The organism is Idiomarina loihiensis, from assembly GCF_024584785.1.
GTDB lineage: Bacteria > Pseudomonadota > Gammaproteobacteria > Enterobacterales > Alteromonadaceae > Pseudidiomarina > Pseudidiomarina fusca.
In genome coordinates, this window is record NZ_CP074112.1 from 2,616,601 (window position 1) to 2,639,366 (window position 22,766).

Here is a 22,766-nt window from a genome sequence, read left to right on the forward strand (position 1 = left end):
TTTATCCTTTACTAAGTCTTTGCTGCGGGTACCTGCAGTAAGAAAGTCACGGGGCCATCGTTCACCAGGCTAACTTGCATGTCGGCACCAAACTGACCGGTTTGGCAGAAGATACCAAGCTTAGTTAACTCTGCAACAAAGGCCTCATAAAGAGGCTCTGCTTGAGCCGGAGCTGCCGCAGTAGAGAAACTTGGCCGTCGGCCAGAATCAGTATCGGCTGCCAAGGTAAACTGCGACACCACTAACGCTTGGCCACGGGCATCGATTAAACCCACATTCATTTTGTCATCGGCATCGGCAAAGACGCGATAGTGAGCCACTTTGTTCGCTAACTTGTGCGCATCAGCTAGGGTATCGCTGGTGGCTACCCCGAGCAAGATCAGTAAGCCCTGTTCTATCGCACCAACCTTAACATCAGCCACACTCACGCTAGCTTGGCGCACTCGTTGAATTAAAGCTTTCATTCAGACCCCTGATCTCCAGTGTTAGAGGTTGCTGCTGCAGCGGGATCGGCCTCAGGAGGTGCCGCTGGGGTAGTGAACTCTTCAATACTTGCGGTTAATTCGGCACCCAGCAACACAATATTCCATGACACGAAAATCCACAGTAACAAAATTGGGATAGCAGCCAAAGCCCCATAAATGGCTTCGTAACTAGGGAACGCAGTGATATAGGCCGCAAAGCCTCTTTTGCTGACTTCGAATAAGATGGCAGCTAGCAGCGCCCCCCAAAAGGCATGTCGCACGCGTACGATACGGTTTGGCATCATCACGTACAGCAGTAAAAAAGCAACCAGCGAGGTGACAATCGGCACTGCGCTGAGGAGCGTGGTACGAATTCCTGATACGTAATCTTCAGCAAATGCTGTCAAAGATATCAGATAAGAGCTCACGGCCATCCCCGAACCCATCAGAATAGGGCCCAAGGTTAAAATCATCCAGTACACAGCTAACGCAACCACAATGCGTCGGCGTTGATGATTACGCCAAATACGGTTCATGGTGGCATCAATAGTGCTGATAAGATTTACCGCCACCACAATCACAAAAACCACCCCAATGGTGGTCATCTTAGAAACATTACCAACAAAGGTATTTAAGTACTCGCTAATGACTTCGCTAGAAGTGGGCAGCAAATTGGCGAATAAAAAGGCTTCTAGCTGTTCACGTAACTCTTCAAACATAGGAAAAGCCGAGAAAATCGAAAACATCACCACCATCATCGGCACCAACGCCAACATGCTAACAAAGGTTAAGTGGCCGGCAATAATGGTGACGCGGTCGTCTAAACAGCGCTTACCAAAATACAACAAAAACCGCCCCGCGTAGCGCAGCCGTTCTAACCCTTGTTGTTGCCAAGATGACAGCTCGGTCATGGTGATTCCTTGAGTTAATCTGACTATTTAGTAGGGCGTTATAATCCCAAACCCTAGTGCTTGCGTAAAGACTATATCAAGATAGAGGAGCAAGTATGCGGATAATTATAGGTGCAAATGGTGGTTTAGGTCGTGCGTTGGTGGATTATTACAGCCAAGCTGAACCTGTGATTGCTGTTTCTCGAACAGCGCCGCCGGTATCCTTGGCCGCTGAGGTGACTTGGGTACAAGTCGCAGGTTACCAGCCAGAGCATTTAGCGCCGCTGTTTGAAGTCTTAACGGAGCAGTTGGCCGCCGGTCAGGTCGTGAGTGGGGTGCTTAGCGCTATTGGGTTATTACACACCGATAGTTATCAGCCAGAAAAGCGTTTAGCGGATCTTAATCTGGCGCAGTTACAACATCAATATCAGGTGAATGCCATATTGCCGCTATTGCTGTTACAGCAATTAGTGCCTTACTTACCTCGGCAGCAACCATGCAGCTTTGTGCAATTGAGCGCCAAGGTTGGCAGTATCACTGATAACCATTTGGGAGGCTGGTACAGTTATCGAGCCAGTAAAGCGGCCCTAAACATGTTGCTTAAAACCGCCGCGATAGAGTTACGACGTACACATAAACAGCTCACCATCGCAGCGATTCATCCGGGTACCACGGATACCGAACTTTCTAAACCCTTCCAAGCCCGACTCACGCCAGATAAGCTCTACTCTGCGCAACTATCGGCACAACGTATTGCAGCTGTCATCGCACAACTCGATCCGCAGCACAGCGGTGCGCTTTGGCATTGGGACGGTACCTTACTACCTTTTTAGATGGTGGCTATGATAGTTTGTTGGTTAGTTTCTTTATTAAACAACAGCCTTGCAGGTATACTGTGGTGATTACACCACAGCAAATAAGGAGATGTTATGCGAGTTCTGCTGCAGATTGCCAGTGTTGCCTTAGGCGCAGTACTGTTAACGGGCTGCCAAAGTGCTTACTACGGCGCCATGGAAAAAGTCGGCATTCATAAGCGCGATATTCTCGTGGATAGAGTGGACGATGCTCGTGAAGCGCAAGGCGATGCCCAGCAAGAATTTAAATCAGCGTTAGAACAACTTGATGCGTTGTTGAACATTGACGGTGGTGAGCTAGAGCAGCGCTACAATGCGTTAAATGATGATTATGAAGCCAGTAAAGCGGCGGCCGAGCGGGTTAACGATCGCATTGAAGCCATTCATGATGTCGCCGAAGCACTGTTTGACGAATGGCAAGATGAACTTGCGATGTACTCTAATGACGCCATGCGTCGCCAAAGCGAGCGCTCACTTCGTGATACCGAACGGCGGTACAAAAGTCTGTTAGCAAGTATGGAGCGGGCCGCGGCAACCATGGACCCCGTGTTAGCTAAACTGCAGGACAACGTTCTATTTTTAAAGCATAACCTCAATGCGTCGGCGGTAGATGCCATTCGCGGCGAGTATCGTAGTTTAGAAACGGATATAGCTGTGTTGATCAAAGAAATGGAAGCGGCAATAGCGGAATCTGACGCCTTTATTAAAGCCATGCAAGAGGGACAATCATGAGTTTACTTATCATTGCCGGCAGCAGCCGCGTAGATTCTATTAATGCCGTGCTGCAGCAACGAATTGCGGCAGTCGCAACGGCTGCGGGCGAGGCCTGCCACCTGTATGCTGCCGCCGATTTAGATGCACCTTTGTATCAAGGCGACTACGAGCAAGAAAATGGAGTACCGTCAAATATTCAGAAGCTAGCGACAGCTATCAACGACGTCACCAAAGTGATTATTGTATCGCCTGAATACAATAGTTCGATTCCGCCTTTATTAAAAAATGCGATTGATTGGTCGACCCGGCTACCACAGAATCCGTGGCAGGGTAAAACCGTGTTACTAGCTGGCGCTGCGCCAGGTCGCTTAGGCTGTATGCGGGTATTGACCCATTTAAATACAGTGATGAGTGCTGTACAAAGTTGGGTTGCACCCATGTTTCTTAGCTGCGCTAATGCCAGCGCAGAAAGCCTAGCTGAGTTTGACCAAGCAGCTATTGAGAGCTTTATTGCGCAAGGTGGCTAATTTTAAGCCGAGTTAAGCCTGCAAGCCCTTGAAGTAACATTCAATGGCTTGTTTGGCGGTACTGTTTAAATCAAACAAGCTTTTATCGAGTAGCCAGTTGTACATCAGCCCATCAACCAAGCTGAATAATCCCAACACAATCGCTTGAGAATTAAGATCGGCACCAATAAGGCCTTTCTTTTTTGCTTCATCAAGCAAAATACAAGACTCTTCAATGCAAGCGTTACGACCGCCTAGATGGCGTAAATGAATCGGTAAGGCATCGTCCACGTATTCGCATTTGTGCAGCAAGATATTGATTAGCGCCTGCATGTGCGGATCGTGCTCAACCTGATGAATAATATGAAGGCAGCGCGCTTTTAGAATAGCTAGTGGATTATCCTGATGAGCTTGGACAATTTCTTCTAGCATTTCATCGACAGGTAATTTAACCCGATCCATCAATGCATTGATAAGATCCAGTTTGTTTTGAAAGTGATGATAAATAGCGCCGCGTGTTACCCCAGCGGCTTCGGCAACTTGCATCATCGAGGTATTAGCTACCCCGTTACTACTAAATACTCGCTCAGCGGCATCTAATAACTCAGTGCGGGTTGTTAATGCATCAGCTTTTGTACGGCGTACCACAATTCACCTCAATTGAATAAACCATGGACGATTATAAACTATTTTATACAAACATGCATGTATGTATGTATAAATGCAAAACTTGCAAGATAAGATCTTAATCCCCATAGCTTAACTATAGAGTTAAAGTATAGAGTTAAAGTATAGAGTCAAAGACAAAAAATAGTCATTGTTGAACCGCAAGTGCTATGCTCAAACGTAGCCTAATAAGTTTTAACAGGGGGTTGCCATGAAGAATGAGATTGATCAACGCTTAGTATTAGATGCTTACGAGACAATTCATCAATACGGTAAAGCCGAACAAGGTAAGCATACCTTAGAGGGTATTTCGGCCTATACCGACCACGATGGCTATACCGTCTTTTTAGAGGGACATGGCGTACGTATGACGCTTGAGTTCCACAATAAATATCATTTGGATTATGAAAATGAACGCCAGTATGAAATGTTCATGCGGGCACTAGAAAATATTAGCCAAGGCCATTACGAGCCCAAACGCACCGAAACTTAACCCAGAGTAGGATGGCATGACCAAGATAAAGCACAAAGCCTATAGTGTGGCTGAAGAAGTCGCCCATGCGTTAACCCATGGTGCTGGCGCCATAGCAGCCATTGTCGGATTAGTGCTGATGCTGGCTTGGGCCAGTACTTATGGTGACACTTTTCATGTGGTCAGTGCGGCTATTTATGGCGGAAGTTTGATTTTATTGTATTCGGCCTCGACGCTTTATCATGCATTTCCGTGGCCGCGAATTAAGGCCTTCTTCCAGCATCTTGATCATGCCGCCATTTATGTGCTGATCGCCGGCACCTACACCCCGTTCGCCTTGGTGAACTTACGTGGCGCGTGGGGTTGGACGCTGCTAGCGGTGGTGTGGAGCATTGCTATCTTCGGCGTGGTTATTGAGCTTGCGCTTAAAGAACGCAAAAAATGGCTTTCGCTAAGCCTCTACTTAGGGCTAGGTTGGATGGCCATTTTGGTGATAAAACCCATGCTAGATAACGTAGCCGCCGGAGGTTTATGGTTATTATTAGGCGGTGGCCTAGCCTATACCTTTGGCGTGATTTTTTATGTCTGGAAGTCACTGCCATTTCATCACGCCATATGGCATCTCTTTGTTTTAGCCGGCAGTGTGCTGCACTTCTTATCCGTCTTTTATTATGTTTTGCCGCAACCGAATATGATTTAAGTTATGGTGGCTTGCCTTTCCTAAATGAAAGGGCTATGGTTGCGCCTAAGCAAAGAGGGTAACCAGTTTTATTATGTTTAAGTACGATTATTCAATTCTAAGTACCGCACTCACCTTTCCAAATTAAGCCGATTGCAGTTTAAGCAATCGGCGTATCTTGTTTTATCCAAAGCAACTAGCCATGTAGCTAATTAATGATTTTTCGTGTTTTAGTTCGGTAGGAGTAAAGCCGTGCTTGCGCGTATTTGGGGTTATTGTAACTCCGCCGCTTGTTTACATCAGTCATGGTTTCAATGTCAGCAATTTAGGGTACTACAAGACCCTTTATTACTTGCCGATCTCTATCAACGCTTAGAACTCAGCGACCGTCCTGCATCAAAAATGAATGCACGGGTGGTGATAGGTTCGCGGGTAACCGTGCGTCAATTAAATGCCAATGATAAACAAGTTTTTCATCTGACAATTGTCGAGCCAAGTAGCGCTAACTTACAGCGACATAAGATCTCTTATCTTTCGCCGATGGGGTTAGCGCTACTTTCTTTGCCGTTAGGCGCTACTTTTTATTTGTCTGATAGGGCCAGTGAAAGTCACTGGTGTGTTGTTGCCATCAACTCAGCAGGAGATCATCATGAGTAAAGAAAAGCAGAAGAAAAAGCCGCAAAAAACGTTGAAAGAAAAACGTAGAGAAAAGAAGAACAAAGCGGACTAACCGGTACCATTAGGATAACCGAAAAAAAAGCCAGTCAGAACCTTCTGACTGGCTTTTTTAATCAAGCTGTTGTGACTAATCAATTAGCTACGGCTAGCTCGTTTACGCTCGTTCTCAGTAAGCAAGCGCTTACGAACACGAATTGATTTTGGTGTGATTTCTACCAATTCATCGTCATCAATAAACTCAAGAGCTTGCTCTAATGACATCCGAATAGGTGGCGTTAGTAACAAGGCATCATCAGTACCAGCTGCACGGATGTTGGTTAATTGCTTACCTTTCAGACAGTTTACGGTTAGGTCGTTAGACCGGCTATGAATACCAATCACCATACCTTCGTAAACTTCTTCCGCGTGGCCAAGCATTAACCGGCCGCGTTCTTGTAGGTTAAACAAGGCGTAGGCTAGGGCTTTACCTTGGGCGTTAGAAATCAAGACGCCGTTGATGCGCTGGCCAATGTTGCCGCCTTTAAACGGACCATAGTGATCAAAGCTATGGTAAAGCAAACCGGTGCCTGAGGTTAAGGTCATAAACTCAGTCTGGAAGCCAATCAAACCACGGCTAGGTACAACGAAGTCGATACGAATACGGCCTTTACCATCTGGGGTCATGTTGGTCATTTCAGCTTTACGCAAGCCAAGTTTTTCCATCACTGAACCCTGGTGTTGCTCTTCAATATCCACGGTCAGGTTTTCAAACGGTTCTTCTTTCACGCCGTCTACTTCGCGCATGATAACTTCAGGGCGAGATACCGCCAGCTCGAAGCCTTCGCGACGCATATTTTCAATAAGTACGCCTAAGTGCAACTCACCACGGCCAGACACCCGGAAGCGGTCTGGGTTGTCAGTTTCTTCTACGCGTAAGGCAACGTTGTGCTTAAGCTCTTGTTGCAGGCGCTCAAGAATTTGACGAGAAGTAACATACTTACCTTCTTTACCAGCAAACGGAGAGGTGTTTACTTGGAACGTCATGGTTACTGTTGGCTCATCTACAGTTAATGCAGGCAGAGCTTCTACTGAGCCAGCCGCACATACGGTGTCAGAGATTTTTAATTCGCCTAAGCCAGTAATAGCAACGATGTCGCCGGCACTCGCTTTATCGGTTTCGATACGGTCTAAGCCCAAATAACCAAAGACTTGGCCAACTTTACCGTTACGAGTAGAACCATCAGCGCCAACCACAGTTACCTGCTGGCCAACTTTCAATGAACCACGTTTAATCCGGCCAATACCGATAATGCCCACGTAGCTTGAGTAATCAAGCTGTGAAATTTGCATTTGCAATGGACCATCACGATCCGCATCGGGCGGAGATACTTTGTCTAGAATGGTTTCAAACAACGCGGTCATGTTGTCAGTCACCACGTTATAATCGTGGGTTGCCCAACCGTTTAATGCAGAAGCATAAACGACTGGAAAATCTAGTTGCTCATCGGTAGCACCTAGGTTGTCAAACAGATCAAAAATTTGGTCGATAACCCAATCAGGACGAGCGCCCGGACGGTCGATTTTGTTTACAACAACAATCGGCTTCAAGCCATGCGCAAAAGCTTTTTGCGTAACGAAGCGGGTTTGTGGCATAGGTCCGTCAACGGCATCAACCACCAACAACACTGAATCGGCCATCGACAATACCCGCTCAACTTCACCACCAAAATCGGCGTGTCCAGGGGTATCAAGAATGTTGATACGGTAGTCTTGATAATTTACCGCTGTATTTTTCGCCAAAATGGTAATGCCACGTTCTTTCTCAAGATCGTTGGAGTCCATCACCCGTTCTTCAGCGCCACCGCGGCTTTCTAAAGTGCCGGAGCTTTGAAGAAGTTTGTCAACAAGGGTGGTTTTGCCGTGGTCAACGTGCGCAATAATTGCAATATTGCGCAGCTTGGAAAGTTCAGTTGCTTGAATTGTCATTGATAAAGCCTGTAAAAACGCGAGGATAGGACCCCAAAATGGCCACGCCGCGAGAATGTCACGAGTGGTTAAAATAGCGGCGTATTATACGCATACAGCTAACACTACGCTAGTTTTTTTACAGGCTTGTGGCAGCTAAAGACTTAATTTACGCTGTTATTGTCGTGTTTGAGGCGCTTACCCCAGCGTTGCTGGGCATAGCGACGAAGGCTCGGAACCGTATCAGTTTCGTCCATAATAGGCTGGCCGAGGATGGTTTCAATGATATCTTCTAGTGTCACTAAGCCCATCCAAGTGCCATGCTCATCGTACACCAATGCCATATGTTGACGCTGCTGAATGAGTCTTGCCATCAGTTTTTCAACGTTCACCATCTCGCTAACAATTTCGGCTTCGCGGGCTAATTCAGCAATGTTTTGCGAGGTGTCTGACTCCAGTGCTTCATTGCGTAAGATAATGCCATGAGGTACTTCGTCTGCATCAATAATCGGAAAGCGCGAATAGGGCATAGATTTTACCCGATACAAAAAGTCACTGACGGTTTCGTCTGGGCGCACGGATTCGCACACCGTACGTGGTGTCATCACATCCCGCACACGAATGGTGTGCAGGTCCAGAATATTACTGATCACTCGACGCTCATCGGTATCGATGATTTTTTGCTCTTCACCCAAGGTCGCCAGCGCCTTAATTTCTGAGCGCACATCAACATCTTCTTCTCCACCAATACGTTTGGTGACTTGATCGGATAGCCAAATGAAAGGCTTCAAGATGAGGATCATCAGATTCAGGATGCCAGGCAATAAAGGAGCTAGCTGACGCCAGAATTTGGCACCGATAGTTTTAGGGAGGATTTCTGAGAGCACCAAAATTAAGACGGTCATGACTGCTGAGGCAATCGCTAAATAACCATCGCCAAACACCACACCAACTTGTGCACCTACGCCCGCTGCACCTGCAGTATGGGCTACGGTATTGAGGGTAAGAATAGCCGCAAGGGGGCGGTCAATATTATCTTTGAGCGCTTGTAGTTTGCCATGCAATACCGGTTGTTCTGCCTTAAGTTGCGCCACGTAACTTGGCGTGATAGAGAGCAAGGCAGCTTCAAGAATGGAGCATAAAAAAGAAATACCAACGGCAATAAAAGCAAACAGAATCAGCAGGAACATGGGTTTCACATAAGTTAAATAAGACAAGCGATTGTGGCACAACTGTAAGCACAAAAAAAGGGGCCGCAGCCCCTCTTCGCAAGTACTTAAACGCTGGTTATTAGAAGCTGTAGCTGGCTGAGAACCAGAAGCTGCGGGCGCGTTCAGCCGTGTTGTAATCGGGCGAACATAAGTACTCAACTTCATTGTCGGCTAGCAAACAGCTGCGGCTAGACAAGTCGGTATCAAGCAAGTTGTTGATTCTGGCCCGTAAAGTCCATGATTCAGAGAGCTCGTAGTTAGCCCCTAAATGCAACAGTTCGTAAGCTTTGTAATATTCCTCAACGGTTTCAGGGCCGGCCGGGCCGGTCACGTTGGCGGTACCACGGAAGCGTTCACCACGTACTTCGGCACGTAAATCAAAGCTCAGTGCATCGGTTAGGGCGTAACTTAGCGTAGCATTGGCCATGTGCTCAGGCGTATTGACCAAGGGTAAACCTTTGTCAGCGCCGCTGCGCACTTCACTGTGAGTGTAGGTGTAGTTACCGCGTACGCTTAAAGCATCGGTAATATCGTATTCAGCATACACCTCAGCACCTTTGGTGACCGCTTTGTCAACGTTGGCATATTGAGTAAAGTAGTCGTAGCCAAGGTCCGCCCAACCCTCACCAATGTCTACACAATACTGACCTGGCTGTGCGATCTCACAGTTAGGGGCACTGTCTTGACGAATGATTTTGTCGTCAAACTCGTTGTAGAACACGGTGAGGTTGGCGGTAAAGTCGTATGCGTTATCAAAATACACGGCCGCTTCGTAGTTCACGCTCGTTTCTGGTTGCAGGTTAGGGCTACCCACCAAAGGAATGGTACCTTGGCGACCAAAGCCAGTGATGCCAGGGAAGAGATCATTGGGTTTAGGTGCTTTATAGCCGGTGCTGATCCCGCCTTTAACGGTCCAGTCTGGGTTAATGCTGTAGTTTAAGTAAACGCGCGGACTCCACTGTCCAGAGAAGATATTGTGATGATCGTAACGAGCGCCGGTCGTTAAGGTCAGCGAGTTGGTTGCATCAAAACTGTTCTCTGCAAAAATAGCCCATTGGCGATGGTCTTGAGTGGTTCCTGCGCGATAATCACTACCGTAAAAACCAAACACCCCGTCTTCCATGGAGACATCAAGGTATTGCACCCCAGTCACCAGCTTATTGCGGGCGAAGCTCATCTCAAAAGTCGAATCAAAAATCCAGTTGGTCAGTTTTAGTGGTCGATTAGGGCGAGGTAAGTATTCGCTCTCAATCACCGCGCGAATATCATCAGTCAGTACCGGTCGGCTCACGCCTTGGTCTGCGACTGCTTGGTCCCACAGCTGTTGAAACGCAGCACGTTCTGCCAAAGACAGCGGTAAGCTACGGCCTAAGTTCTCGCTGATACTATGGGTGATGCTATTGCGCCATACGCCAGCATCAAAGGTACCAATATGAGAGAGCACAGCTTGCTCACGTTGCACCCGCTGGTAAGGCGCATAACCAACCCGGGGCTCAACTAAACCGTTGCCGCCAGCTCGCCACATGTTCTCGGCAGAATCAAGCGTACCCACTTGGCTTTGAGTGTTATCGTAGCGCTGTTTAGCTAAATCGTAACTAAGCGCAAAGCGCTGCTTTTCAGTCAGGTTATAGTCTAAAGTAGCACCGTAGTTCCAAGACTTACCGCCGACAATCTTGCGGTCGCCAAAGCTGCCTGAATCGGTCCAAGTGCTGCCATCGGGCAACGGCAGTTCAGTCACGTAGCCCGGTTCACTAGGCTCGCGCCAATAACCACTGCCGCGTAAGGCAAGGCTCAAGGCCTCGTTAATAGGACCGGTAAGGTAAAAATCAACTTTTTGGTCATTGCCGTATTGGTCATCTTCTTGCAAGGTACCAGCTACCGACACATCACCGTGCCAGGCATCCAGGGTGCGGCGAGTAATAATATTCACTACCCCACCAATGGCATCGGTACCATACAAAGTAGACATAGGCCCGCGTACCACTTCAATGCGTTCAATAGCTGCCAACGGCGGCATGTACATATACTGACTGTTACCGAAGTTGTTAGGCCCAATATCACCGGTATCATTTTGGCGACGGCCATCAATCAACACTAAGGTGTATTCAGCGGGTAAGCCGCGCATGGTGATACTTAAGTTACCGTTCTTATCCTGTCCAGAACCTACATCAATACCTTCTATATCACGCAAGGCATCGGCTAAGCCCGAATAGGGTTTGGTTGCCAAATCTTCGCGAGTTACCACGGTTACACTCGCTGGTGCATCAATAACCTTGGTTTCGTAGCCCGCAGCAGTAACCACGATCCGCTCTACGCGGTCTTTTGCATCAGCGTCTGGAACCGGTTCGCCAGCAGCCATAGCTGGCGCTTGGATAGTGGTGAATACCAGTGATGCAATCATTAAAGCAAGCGGTGTAGGACGAGTCCGAAGTGACATAAAACAACCTTTTAATGAAAATTAATGAATCCGATGTTGCAAATGATAATAACTCTCATTTATCATGTAAACAGTTAAATGATAATAATTCTCAAAAACATTGACCAAGTCGGTTTTTGCTTTGAGAGCTCAACTAGGTAGAACGGATTCGAAGAATGTGCCCAATCACTTCATCAACAAGTCAATCGCCTAAATCCAAGCGCCGTCATGCTGCACAGGATAAACCCACGCGCCGCAAATCAGGCTGGCGCGATCTGAAAGCTTGGCATTGGGTTAGTTCAGCCGCCTGCTTAGTTGCGACACTTTTGTTCGCGCTTACGGGCATCACCTTAAACCATGCGCATCAGCTAGAAGCCTCGCCCTCTACAACAGTGATAGAGCAGCAGCTGCCCACGGCTGTGGTACAGGCAATGCAAGCCCGCCAGCAGCAATTACTCGAAGGGTCTTACAGCGCGGAAGGGCCTCTACCAGCGGTGTTCAGAGGTTGGTACTTAAGTTCGCAGCAGCAATCCTTGCCTGCTGAAAAAGCCGCCCAGTGGGACGAGTTTGAGGCCTATTTTGGCTTACCTCGGGCCGGTGGTGATCTCTGGTTTCGAGTCGATTTAGAGACCGGCATGTTTTACCAAGAAAGCATTGATCGAGGCTGGATTGCCTATTTCAACGATTTACACAAGGGCCGCAATACCGGCTGGGGATGGATAACTATGTTAGATATTTTAGCGGTCGTGATGCTGGTGTTTTCAGTAAGCGGTTTATTGTTATTAAAGCGCTATGCCAAAGGTCGTAAATCTACTTGGTGGTGGGTAGCTCTGGGCGTGGTTGTTCCTTGGTTAGCCTTGTTGGTACCAGCCCATGCAGCAGAAGCCGCTTCGCCCAAGCAGATGCTATTGCACGTAGAGATCCCGCAGCTAGATGTGGCTGAATATCATCGACCTTATGTTGCTATCTGGTTAGCCGATGCGAAACATCAACGGGTGGCTGACCTCGCTGTTTGGTATGACGGCAAACTAGCAAACAAAGAGGGCGAAAAATGGCTCAAGGATATGCGTCAATGGTGGCGCCGCAGTGGCCGCATGGCCACCATGCCGATTGATGGAGTTACTGGAGCAACCCGCCGCCCGGGCAGCCATAACCTTAATTTAAGCCAATTTTTACCGCAGTTAGCCGAGTTACCGCCAGGTGAGTATCGGTTGAATATTGAAGCCGCGCGTGAGGTTGGTGGTCGTGAACATCTACAACTGCCTATCACCCTGCCATTGCAGGCACCGGTGAGCGCTCAAGTGCAAGGTCAACACGAGCTCGGCCTGATTAAGTTAAGCGTAACAGCACAATAATCACGCGAATCTGAATGTGAACACTTACTATCTTTGATTGAAATAGAACGAAAGGAAACTAGCATGCGTTATATTATTTTATTCGGGGCCCTCGCCCTAAGTTTTTCGGCCGAGGCGCATCGCGCTTGGATCAAACCTGATGCCACGGTGATTTCTAAAGAAAATGCTTGGGTTACCTTTGAGGCGGCAGTTTCTAACGAAATATTTGCTCGTGACCATGTGGCGTTCCGCCTGAATGGGGTTGTGGCATTAGCACCCAACGGTCAGCCGCTAGAGTTACAGAATGCCCATACGGGTAAATTGCGCTCCGTTTTTGATTTGCAGCTTACCGAAAATGGCACCTATAAAGTTGTTACCGCATCGCAAAACCTGCAAGCCCGCTGGGTAGATGCCAACGGTGAACGTCAATTCTGGCCAGGTCGTGGGGTTACGCCTAAGCCGGGTGATTTTGAGCGTGAAGTGCCAAAACAAGCGCAAGATTTAACCATTACTGAATACTCGCGTCGGATTGAAACTTTTGTGACCAACGGAGCCCCGAGCGATACGGTGTTGGCGCCAACTAACCAGGGCTTTGAAGTGGTTCCAGTAACTCATCCAAACGATTTGTACGCTGGCGAAACCGCAGACTTTAAAGTGCTGTTTGATGGCAAGCCTGTAGCTGGTGCTGAAGTTACTGTTATTCGTGAAGGCATGCGCTACCGTGCGCAGCAAGAAGAGCAAACAGTGACCAGTAATGGTGCCGGCGAATTCTCAGTAACTTGGACCGAGGCCGGCCAGTATTTTATGGAAGCTGAGTATCAAGACGACCAAGGTAAGGCCCCAGCAACTCAACGTAGAGGCAGTTACGGCGCGGTTTTCGAGGTTCTTTAGAAAAAAGCGAAATAAATCATCCCAAGTTGCTAGAATATGCTCTATAATTTTTTCTATAGAGATTTCTAGCAAGGGGATGAAGATGATTTTAAATCGTAGTTTAGTCGGCCTGATGTTCAGCGCCGCACTCGTTTTAGTCACCAGCAGTGGCATGGCTCACGCCACCGATTACACCGTAAAGCAAGCATCTATTGCTGAATACATTCATTTGCAAGGGGTGGTTGAGTCAACCAACAGCGCGACCGTATCAGCGCAAGTTTCTGGCCGTATTGAAGCCGTTAACGTGGATGTTGGTGACCAGGTTGAAGCGGGTGCCACCATAGTCACCATCACCTCCGTTGATCAATATCAAGCTGTGGCTCAGGCCCAAGCCCAAGTAGCGGCAGCACGAGCAACCCTAGTGGCTGAGCAGCAGGAATTTGATCGAGTCACTAAATTAGTGGCGCAAAAGTTAGTGCCCGATGCCGAACTCGATCGGGCTAAAGCGCGCTTAGACAACGCTAATGCCCAGTTAAAAGCGGCGCAAGCAGCAGCCAAGCGCGCCCAAGAGCAACTGTCTTATACCGCAGTCAAAGCTCCTTACAGCGGTGTCGTGAGTGAGCGTTTAGTAGAGCCAGGTGAGTTAGTGCAGCCAGGCACCCCGTTGATGTCGGGCTTTGATCCGGCCGAATTACGAGTGCATGTTGATATTCCTGCGCTGTTTGCAACGGCGGTTGAGCAATTCAAATGGGCTGAAGTAGCCGGCTTAAAACCCGTAGCACAGCGTCTATTTCCCACGATTCATAGTGCCTCCAGTACCGTGCGATTACGGTTAAATTTGCCTGCAGACGGTAATCTATTGCCCGGTCAGTGGTTACCGGTGGTCGTGCAAGTGGGTGAGCACGAGGGCCTTCTAGTACCACAGCAAGCGGTGTTGCAACGTGGTGAACTGACCATGGTGCGAATGCAAGATAATAGCTGGCGTGCGGTTCGCTTAGGCCTCACTCAAAATGGTCAAGTAGAAGTGGTCAGCGGGCTAAAAGCTGGCGAGGTTATTCGTTATGAGTAATAAACCACTAGGGATTGCAGGTAAGTTTGCAGCCTGGGGTGAGCGCTCCCAACTAACCCCGCTGTTGGCGCTGTTTGGCTTAATTCTGGGGATTATGGCGGCGATGATCACGCCGCGCGAAGAAGAGCCCCAAATTGATGTGACCATGGCTGATATCATGATCGCCTTTCCTGGTGCCGATGTGAGTCAAGTTGAACAGCAACTGACCACACCGTTAGAGCGTCATTTTGCCCGCATGCAGGGTATTGAACATATTTTCTCGGTGTCACAGCCTGGCCAAGCCTTAGTGACGGTGCAGTTTGAAGTTGGCATCGCGCGCGACACGGCATTGGTGCAATTGTTTGATACGTTAGCCGGTTGGCAGCAACAGCATCCGCAGTTTACGCAACCGCTTGTGAAAGCTCGAGGCATTGATGATGTACCAATTTTAGGGCTAACCCTAACCGGCGCAGACTTAGAGCTGAAGGATGTAGCTGATAGTTTGATTGAGCCGCTGCAAAACGTCGCCGGGGTGCGAGACATCAGTATTATTGGTGCCGAGCCCGAGCAAATAAATGTCACCTTAGATAACACCGCCCTCACTCGTGTTGGTTTGGATTTTAATGCGGTTAGCCAAGCGCTAGCTAGCCAAAACCAAAGTGGGCAAGCGGGGTATCGATTACAGGGCAATCAGTACATCCCAGTGCAAGTAGGTGGGTTTATTGAAAGTGCTGAGGCGCTGAGCAATCTGATTGTAGCCAATGTTGATGGTAAGCCAGTGCGCTTGCATCAAGTGGCGGAAATATCAACCCAAGCAGAAGTACCGTCACAGTACGTGTGGTCGCGGCAAAAGGGGGGTGAGCTTGCACCAGCAATAACCTTAGCCATTACCAAAAAGGCAGGCGAAAACGCCGTGGTGGTAGCCGAGCAAGTACTCGCTCGTTTAGCTACCATGCAGCAGCAATTGTTGCCTGAACAATTGCAGGTAGAAGTCACTCGCAATTACGGCCAAACTGCAGACGATAAAGCTTCTAAACTTATCCAGAAACTGATCTTTGCGACCATCTCGGTGGTGGCTTTAGTGCTGCTCACACTTGGTAAACGTGAGGCCGTGGTGGTGGGCAGTGCGGTGGTCTTAACCCTAGCCATGACCTTATTTGCATCGTGGGCGTGGGGCTTCACCTTAAACCGCGTGTCGCTGTTTGCCCTGATCTTCTCGATTGGTATTTTGGTGGATGACGCCATCGTGGTGGTAGAAAATATTCACCGCCATCTAGGGCTAGGTAAGTCACTTAAAACATCCATTCCTGCTGCTGTGGACGAAGTAGGTGGGCCAACGATATTGGCAACCTTCACGGTGATTGCCGCGCTCTTACCTATGGCCTTTGTTAGTGGCTTAATGGGCCCATACATGAGCCCCATTCCTATCAATGCATCTTTGGGAATGTTGCTGTCGCTACTGATTGCGTTAACCGTTACCCCTTGGCTGGCGCGCCACTTACTCAAAGATGAGCATCATCAAGAGCAGCAAAGTGATAAATTGCATCGTTTCTTTCATAAGCTGATGCTACCGCTGCTAACTCATCGCAAACGTCGCTACCTGATGGGCTTTGGCCTCATTGGCCTGATTGTGGCGATGCTCGGTCTTGCGGTGGTGCAAGCAGTGGTAATGAAAATGCTCCCGTTTGACAACAAAAGTGAAATTAAGCTGGTGTTGGATATGCCCGAAGGCAGCACCTTAGAGCAGACCAACGCGGTGCTGGTGGAACTAGCGCAGACGCTTGATAGCGTGGACGAAGTAGCCGCGACGCAGATTTATGCGGGTACCGCATCACCGATAGGCTTTAATGGTTTAGTGCGGCAGTACTATTTGCGCCAAGGCGCTAACATGGGCGATGTGCAAGTCACTCTGAAAGAGCTTGGTGAGCGAGAGCGGGCAAGCCATGAGTTGGCCTTAGCGATTCGCCCGTTACTGACCCCTATTGCCGAAGCTGTTGGCGCGTCATTGAAAATCGTTGAAGTGCCGCCGGGGCCACCGGTGATGGCACCCATTGTTGCAGAAATTTACGGCCCAAGTGCACAGGCTCGGGCTGATGCCGCTCAGTTAACCTTGGCACAACTGCAGCAAACCGAAGGTGTGGTGGATATTGATAGCACCTTGGTGAGCGATAGTTTAGAAGAAGTTTGGCAGGTTAACCGCGAGCGTGCGGCGCAATTAGGAGTGACGGCTGAACAAGTGGTACGGGTATTGCAAACGGCCTTGGCAGGGATGGATGTCACTTATTTAGCCATTCCCCATCAAACCCAACCGGTAGCAGTAAAAGTACGGTTACCAAACACTTGGCAAGGTCAGTTAAGCCAGCTGCAAAATGTCACTGTGCTATCACAAACCAGTGGCCAGGCGATTCCGGTGGCGGAGCTTATCGACCGAGTTCAGCGCCCTTATGCCCAGCCGATTTACCACAAAGACCTACGTCCGGTGGTTTATGTGACGGCAGATATGGCGGGTGATTTGGATAGTCCTTTATACGGTTTGTTTGCCGCAGCTGGTGACATTGAGTTGCCACAAACCTACATCAGCCAACCTGATGTGTGGAATACGGCTGCACTAAAATGGGATGGAGAGTGGCAAATCACCTACGAGACCTTCCGTGATATGGGAGCTGCCTATGCCGTCGGTTTGTTGTTGATTTACTTGCTGGTTGTGGGGCACTTTGGCAGCTACGCGGTACCGCTGGTAATCATGGCTCCGATCCCGCTCACCCTGATAGGGATTATGCCAGGGCATGCGTTACTGGGAGCACAGTTTACCGCAACCTCGATGATCGGGATGATTGCGTTGGCTGGCATCATTGTGCGCAACTCCATTCTCTTGGTGGATTTTGTCCGCGAAGAAGTGGCGGCTGGCAAGGATTTGAACGAGGCAGTGATAGAAGCTGCAGCGGTGCGAGCTAAGCCGATTGTATTAACGGCACTAGCGGCCATGTTGGGGGCGTTCTTCATTCTGGATGACCCGATTTTCAGTGGTTTAGCAGTGAGTTTGATCTTCGGTATCGCAGTATCAACAGCATTAACCTTGGTGGTTATTCCGCTGCTGTACGCGTCGTTATTGCGACGCAAGGCTAAGCATCTTTAATTGTTCAACCTTGTTCGTTACTGATTGATTGCGATAGGGCTCCGTGGGTGGGGCCCTTTTTTTGTGCATTTTACCGGTTGCACTATCGCGATGCACTATCACAATGCACGCAAATGCACTATCATGGTGCAAGCGGTGAGTAAAAGCACCTCCTAATATCGTTAGCATAATTATTAGTTATTGATTTAATTGGTATTTAAATAGTTGGCACGGGGTTTGCTTTAGTTTTGTGCAAACGCAGTGCAGAAAGTTTCAGTGCACGCTATACTCATTGTTCATTTTGACGATTGCGATCGCGGAGGATCACATGTCTACACCACAAGACGTTATGGCTTTTATTGAAGAAAACGAAGTTAAATTTGTAGATTTGCGCTTTACCGATACCAAAGGTAAAGAGCAGCACGTGACCATTCCAGTGTCGCAAATTAACGAAGAGTTCTTTGAAGAAGGCAAAATGTTTGACGGCTCGTCGATTGGCGGCTGGAAAGGTATTAACGAATCAGACATGGTACTGATGCCAGATTGCAGTACCGTAGTATTAGACCCGTTTACTGACGAAGTCACCATGAACGTGGTTTGTGATATCCTCGAGCCAGACACCATGCAAGGTTACGATCGTGACCCACGCTCTATCGCTCGTCGCGCTGAAGAATACTTACAAAGCATGAACATCGGTGACACCGCGTTCTTTGGTCCAGAGCCAGAGTTCTTCTTGTTCAACGATGTACGTTTTCATACTGACATGAGCGGCAGCTTCTACAAAATTGAAGCCGACGAAGCAAAATGGAACTCAGGTAAAGAATTCAAAGACGGCAACTTAGCGCACCGTCCTGGCGTAAAAGGCGGTTACTTCCCTGTGCCTCCGGTAGACTCAGCGCACGACATCCGCAGCACCATGAGTACGGTGATGGAAGACATGGGCTTAGTGGTTGAAGCGCATCACCACGAGGTTGCTACTGCTGGCCAGAACGAAGTTGCCACCCGTTTTAACACATTGGTTAAAAAAGCTGACGAGATTCAAACCTACAAGTATGTGGTCCACAACGTGGCCCATTCTTACGGTATGACCGCAACCTTTATGCCGAAGCCGATTGTTGGCGATAACGGTTCAGGTATGCACGTTCACATGTCGATTAGCAAAGATGGTAAAAACCTGTTTGCTGGCGACCAGTACGGCGGTTTGAGCGAAATGGCGTTGTATTACATCGGCGGTATCATCAAGCACGCACGTGCCTTGAACGCTTTCTGTAACCCAACCACCAACTCATACAAGCGGTTAGTCCCTGGTTACGAAGCACCGGTCATGTTGGCCTACTCAGCACGTAACCGTTCTGCCTCTATTCGTATCCCAGTGGTTGCTAGTGCAAAAGCACGTCGTATCGAAGTTCGCTTCCCAGACCCAGCCGCTAACCCATACTTATGTTTTGCGGCACTCTTAATGGCTGGTTTAGACGGTATTAAAAACAAGATTCATCCTGGCGATGCTATGGATAAAGACTTGTACGACTTACCACCAGAAGAAGCGAAAGAAATTCCAACCGTGTGTCATTCATTAGAAATGGCCCTAGAAGCGTTGGATAAAGATCGCGAGTTCTTAACCGCTGGTGGCGTGATGACGGACGACATGATTGATGCATACATTAAGCTGAAGCACAAAGAAGTGATGACGCTGAAAATGACCACTCACCCAATCGAGTTCGACCTTTACTACAGCGTCTAATTCAGCTGAGGTTTGAACCTAGGAGGACCGATGCTTATTAGCCGCCTCATGGTTGTGATAATGCTGGCCGTTGCAGTTTCAACTGCAGCGGCACAGCAAGTTTACAAACGGCAAAATGCTGATGGCTCGGTCACATATTCGGATCAACCCTTACCCCAAGCTGAAGTGATTAACTTACAGCCGGTGCCAGTCACCGAATTCACCACGCACTCCCCGGTTACTACCCAAACTCAAACTGCCATGTCAACGGTTACTGATGCCGCAGCGCCCACGGCCCAGATCATTGCGCCCGCGCAACAAGCCGCGGTGCGTGCCAACGATGGTTCAGTTGCGGTGCGGTGGCAAACCACACCCAACCCACTACCCGATGGCTATCAGTTACAATTGCGAGTTGATCAGCGCATTGCTTGGCAGGGTTCCAGCCAAACCGAACTGACCCTAACCGATATCGACCGCGGCGAGCGGCGCTTGCAACTGCGGGTGCTTGATGCCGAAGGTAACGAAGTATCGCGCTCAGATACTATTGTGGTGTATGTGCTGCGGGCTAATATCAACAGCCCAGCCTTGGCGACCGGAGCAACTAGCGGTGATGGTGGTGGCAATGACGGCAACTAACGCTGATTGCACCACTGTGGTGCAACCTAGTTTAGATCAGCTCTTAACCGCGGTGGTGCAACTCGATACCGATTATTGTATTGCCTACATGAACACCGCGGCCGAGGCGCTTCTTGATGGCAGTCGTAATCGGCTGCAACAGCAGGATTTTTTTAGTCTGTTTAGCTACAGCAGCATCGACCCCAACACCCTCAAGCAAGCGCTCAATGACGACCAATCGGTATCCGACAGCGACGTGACCTTAGTTTTTCATGACGGCCAACGCATCACGGTCGAGCTAGTTGCGCAGCCACTGAAACTAGAGCAGCAGCGCATTGGCGTATTGCTTGAGCTGCGGCAAATGGACCAAATTAGGCGCATTAATCAAGAAACCGTACAACAGCAGCAACTACTGGCAGCGCAAAGCATGGTGCGCGGCATGGCCCATGAAATCAAAAACCCGTTAGGTGGCTTACGTGGCGCTGCGCAGTTGCTGGCAAGCGAACTTGATGATGCCGAATTACAAGAGTATACCGATTTAATCATTAACCAAGCCGATCGTCTCAGCACCTTGGTTAATCGCATGTTAGGGTCAAATCAGTTGCCCCAACCAGAGCCCAGCAACATCCATGCGGTGCTCGAGCGGGTGCTGCAAGTGGCCCGTTTAGCTGGTGCCGAACAGATTCGTTGGCAACGAGATTACGACCCAAGTTTGCCTGAGTTAACCATGGCCGCAGACCAGATTGAACAAGCGTTACTCAATATTGTCATGAACGCATGTGAAGCGCTGGCGCCAGAAGCTGGTGGCGAGATTGTGCTACGAACCCGCATCACCCACCAACAAACCTTGTATGGTAAGCGCTACCGGCAATGTGCGGTGATCGTGATTCAAGATAACGGCCCGGGTATTGCCGAAGCACTCCGCGATACCCTGTTTTATCCTATGGTAAGTGGGCGAGCCGGCGGTACTGGCTTGGGCTTAGCGATAGCGCAGAATATCGTGCACCAACATAGTGGCAAGATTGAGTTGCAATCGCGCCCAGGGCACACCGAATTTACCCTTTATCTACCCTATGTAGAAACCTTAACATGAACAACCTAAGCAGCAACGAAGCAAACCGCAGCAGCAATGCGGACATTTGGATTCTGGATGATGACAGCTCCATTCGCTGGGTATTAGAGCGGGCGCTCGCCCGGGCGGGTTTAAGCTGTCGCAGTTTTGCCGATGCCAGCAGTGTGTATCAGGCCTTGGCACAGCAAGCGCCCAGCAGCCAGCCGCGGGTGCTGTTAAGTGACATTCGGATGCCCGGTGATGATGGCTTAGCGGTACTAGAGCATATGCGTCATCATTATCCGGAGCTAGCCGTAATCGTGATGACTGCCCATTCTGATTTACAATCAGCGGTGAGTGCGTTTCAGGGTGGTGCCTTTGAATACCTTGCCAAACCCTTTGATTTAAACGACGTGGTGCAAACGGTGAGTCGCGCCTTACAAAGAGAGCGCAGCCAAGCTCCCACTCCAGCTACCGCGGTTGAACCTAGCAGCGGGCTGCGTGGTTTGATTGGCTCAGCACCAGCGATGCAAGATGTGTTTCGGGCCATTGGGCGGCTCTCTCATTCTAGCGTGACGGTACTGATCAATGGTGCATCGGGCACTGGTAAAGAACTGGTCGCCCGAGCGCTACATGACAATAGCCCGCGCGCGCACAAACCCTTTATTGCGCTCAACATGGCGGCGATTCCTGCTGACTTGATAGAAGCTGAACTGTTTGGGCACGAAAAAGGTGCTTTTACCGGGGCCAGCAATGCCCGCCAAGGCCGTTTTGCGCAAGCGCATGGCGGCACACTCTTTTTAGATGAAATTGGTGATATGCCGTTAGCGGTGCAGACGCGCTTGTTACGTGTGCTCGCCGAAGGCCAGTTTTATCCCATCGGTAGCTATGAACCTGTTACTGTTGATGTGCGTATCATCGCAGCCACCCATCAGAATCTCGAACAACGAGTCAAAGACGGGTTGTTTCGGGAAGATTTGCTGCATCGGCTCAACGTGATCCGACTAACTTTGCCTACTTTAGCTGAACGGCGTAGCGACATTCCGCAATTGGTGGAACATTTTCTGCAGCAAGCAGCGCAAGAACTCGGTGGTCAACCCAAGCGTATCAGTGCGGCTGCCATGGCAGTGTTACAGCAAGCGCCTTGGCCCGGCAACGTACGCCAACTCGAGAACAGCTGCCGCTGGCTAACCGTAATGGCCCCCGCCGCCGTGGTCGAAGTAAGCGATCTGCCCCCTGAGTTGCAAGCCGAAAGACATTCGGCCCCAGCTACGGAGCTGGGTCTGCAAGTGGTTCTTCAGACGGAGTTGAAGCGGCGCATCGCGGCCGGCGAGCAAGATATTTTGGCACCTTTGTGCAAAGAAGTGGAACAACTGGCGTTGGAGCTTGCCTTAGAACATACTCAAGGACACAAGCAAAACGCCGCGAAAATCCTGGGTTGGGGGCGCAATACCTTAGCGCGCAAACTTAACGAAGCGTAAAGTTAAGGTAAACCCTGTGTAAAGCAACGAGCTTTCTT

At 49.3% G+C, this 22,766-nt stretch carries 20 protein-coding genes; 14 read left to right on the forward strand and 6 right to left on the reverse strand.

What is annotated here, in order from left to right:
* Positions 1-11: 11 nt before the first annotated feature.
* Both dtd and KGF88_RS12555 read right to left on the reverse strand, forming a co-directional pair.
* The gene (dtd, locus tag KGF88_RS12550; protein WP_153826259.1) at positions 12-464 is read right to left on the reverse strand and encodes a D-aminoacyl-tRNA deacylase; all 453 of its coding nucleotides are present in this window, start codon (positions 462-464) and stop codon (positions 12-14) included.
* Positions 461-1,375: a virulence factor BrkB family protein gene (locus KGF88_RS12555; RefSeq protein ID WP_110076980.1), complete on the reverse strand. Its 915-nt coding sequence runs from the start codon at positions 1,373-1,375 to the stop codon at positions 461-463. Before KGF88_RS12555 ends, dtd begins: the two co-directional genes overlap by 4 nt.
* Before the next feature lie 95 nt (positions 1,376-1,470).
* On the opposite strand from KGF88_RS12555, the gene KGF88_RS12560 reads away from it, so the two are divergent.
* The 3 genes from KGF88_RS12560 to KGF88_RS12570 all read left to right on the forward strand — a co-directional run bounded on the left by KGF88_RS12560 (position 1,471) and on the right by KGF88_RS12570 (position 3,449).
* Positions 1,471-2,187, forward strand: a complete 717-nt coding sequence (locus KGF88_RS12560; protein WP_110076981.1) for an SDR family NAD(P)-dependent oxidoreductase — start codon at positions 1,471-1,473, stop codon at positions 2,185-2,187.
* Between the two features lie 96 nt (positions 2,188-2,283).
* Complete coding sequence (locus KGF88_RS12565) at positions 2,284-2,940, forward strand: DUF2959 domain-containing protein (RefSeq protein ID WP_110076982.1); 657 nt, start codon at positions 2,284-2,286, stop codon at positions 2,938-2,940.
* The gene (locus tag KGF88_RS12570) at positions 2,937-3,449 is read left to right on the forward strand and encodes an NADPH-dependent FMN reductase (protein WP_153826258.1); all 513 of its coding nucleotides are present in this window, start codon (positions 2,937-2,939) and stop codon (positions 3,447-3,449) included. Before KGF88_RS12565 ends, KGF88_RS12570 begins: the two co-directional genes overlap by 4 nt.
* A 12-nt stretch (positions 3,450-3,461) precedes the next feature.
* On the opposite strand, the gene KGF88_RS12575 is transcribed toward KGF88_RS12570, so the two are convergent.
* Entirely contained in the window at positions 3,462-4,076 is a 615-nt protein-coding gene (locus tag KGF88_RS12575; RefSeq protein ID WP_162014559.1) for a TetR family transcriptional regulator, read from the reverse strand.
* Between the two features lie 229 nt (positions 4,077-4,305).
* Here KGF88_RS12575 and KGF88_RS12580 point away from each other — a divergent pair, with 229 nt between their 5' ends.
* The 3 genes from KGF88_RS12580 (at position 4,306) to KGF88_RS12590 (ending at position 5,902) form a co-directional block, all read left to right on the forward strand.
* Entirely contained in the window at positions 4,306-4,587 is a 282-nt protein-coding gene (locus tag KGF88_RS12580; protein ID WP_153826257.1) for a DUF3081 domain-containing protein, read from the forward strand.
* A gap of 16 nt (positions 4,588-4,603) precedes the next feature.
* A complete protein-coding gene (gene trhA / locus KGF88_RS12585; protein ID WP_110076986.1) occupies positions 4,604-5,266 on the forward strand; it encodes a PAQR family membrane homeostasis protein TrhA in 663 nt (220 codons plus the stop codon).
* 231 nt (positions 5,267-5,497) lie between these two features.
* A complete protein-coding gene (locus KGF88_RS12590; RefSeq protein WP_153826256.1) occupies positions 5,498-5,902 on the forward strand; it encodes a GreA/GreB family elongation factor in 405 nt (134 codons plus the stop codon).
* 156 nt (positions 5,903-6,058) lie between these two features.
* On the opposite strand, the gene typA is transcribed toward KGF88_RS12590, so the two are convergent.
* From typA to KGF88_RS12605, 3 genes are all read right to left on the reverse strand, one after another.
* Complete coding sequence (gene typA, locus KGF88_RS12595; protein ID WP_153826255.1) at positions 6,059-7,888, reverse strand: translational GTPase TypA; 1,830 nt, start codon at positions 7,886-7,888, stop codon at positions 6,059-6,061.
* Between the two features lie 143 nt (positions 7,889-8,031).
* Complete coding sequence (locus tag KGF88_RS12600) at positions 8,032-9,057, reverse strand: CNNM domain-containing protein (protein ID WP_110077093.1); 1,026 nt, start codon at positions 9,055-9,057, stop codon at positions 8,032-8,034.
* A 100-nt stretch (positions 9,058-9,157) separates the two neighbouring features.
* Positions 9,158-11,515, reverse strand: a complete 2,358-nt coding sequence (locus KGF88_RS12605; protein ID WP_228759479.1) for a TonB-dependent receptor domain-containing protein — start codon at positions 11,513-11,515, stop codon at positions 9,158-9,160.
* 155 nt (positions 11,516-11,670) lie between these two features.
* On the opposite strand from KGF88_RS12605, the gene KGF88_RS12610 reads away from it, so the two are divergent.
* The 8 genes from KGF88_RS12610 (at position 11,671) to ntrC (ending at position 22,728) form a co-directional block, all read left to right on the forward strand.
* Positions 11,671-12,849, forward strand: coding sequence for a PepSY-associated TM helix domain-containing protein (locus KGF88_RS12610; protein ID WP_153826254.1), 1,179 nt, complete (start codon positions 11,671-11,673; stop codon positions 12,847-12,849).
* A gap of 63 nt (positions 12,850-12,912) precedes the next feature.
* Complete coding sequence (locus tag KGF88_RS12615) at positions 12,913-13,719, forward strand: DUF4198 domain-containing protein (RefSeq protein WP_153826253.1); 807 nt, start codon at positions 12,913-12,915, stop codon at positions 13,717-13,719.
* Positions 13,720-13,801: 82 nt separating this feature from the next.
* The gene (locus KGF88_RS12620; RefSeq protein WP_162014558.1) at positions 13,802-14,767 is read left to right on the forward strand and encodes an efflux RND transporter periplasmic adaptor subunit; all 966 of its coding nucleotides are present in this window, start codon (positions 13,802-13,804) and stop codon (positions 14,765-14,767) included.
* Entirely contained in the window at positions 14,760-17,882 is a 3,123-nt protein-coding gene (locus KGF88_RS12625; protein WP_153826251.1) for an efflux RND transporter permease subunit, read from the forward strand. Before KGF88_RS12620 ends, KGF88_RS12625 begins: the two co-directional genes overlap by 8 nt.
* 307 nt (positions 17,883-18,189) lie before the next feature.
* Positions 18,190-19,602 carry a glutamate--ammonia ligase gene (gene glnA / locus KGF88_RS12630; RefSeq protein ID WP_194928191.1) on the forward strand — a complete coding sequence of 471 codons (1,413 nt, stop codon included), beginning with the start codon at positions 18,190-18,192 and terminating at the stop codon, positions 19,600-19,602.
* A gap of 30 nt (positions 19,603-19,632) precedes the next feature.
* The gene (locus KGF88_RS12635) at positions 19,633-20,217 is read left to right on the forward strand and encodes a DUF4124 domain-containing protein (RefSeq protein WP_153826250.1); all 585 of its coding nucleotides are present in this window, start codon (positions 19,633-19,635) and stop codon (positions 20,215-20,217) included.
* The gene (gene glnL / locus KGF88_RS12640) at positions 20,204-21,289 is read left to right on the forward strand and encodes a nitrogen regulation protein NR(II) (protein WP_153826249.1); all 1,086 of its coding nucleotides are present in this window, start codon (positions 20,204-20,206) and stop codon (positions 21,287-21,289) included. Before KGF88_RS12635 ends, glnL begins: the two co-directional genes overlap by 14 nt.
* Positions 21,286-22,728, forward strand: coding sequence for a nitrogen regulation protein NR(I) (gene ntrC, locus KGF88_RS12645; RefSeq protein WP_153826248.1), 1,443 nt, complete (start codon positions 21,286-21,288; stop codon positions 22,726-22,728). The genes glnL and ntrC overlap by 4 nt, the downstream gene beginning before the upstream one ends.
* Positions 22,729-22,766 lie beyond the last annotated feature (38 nt).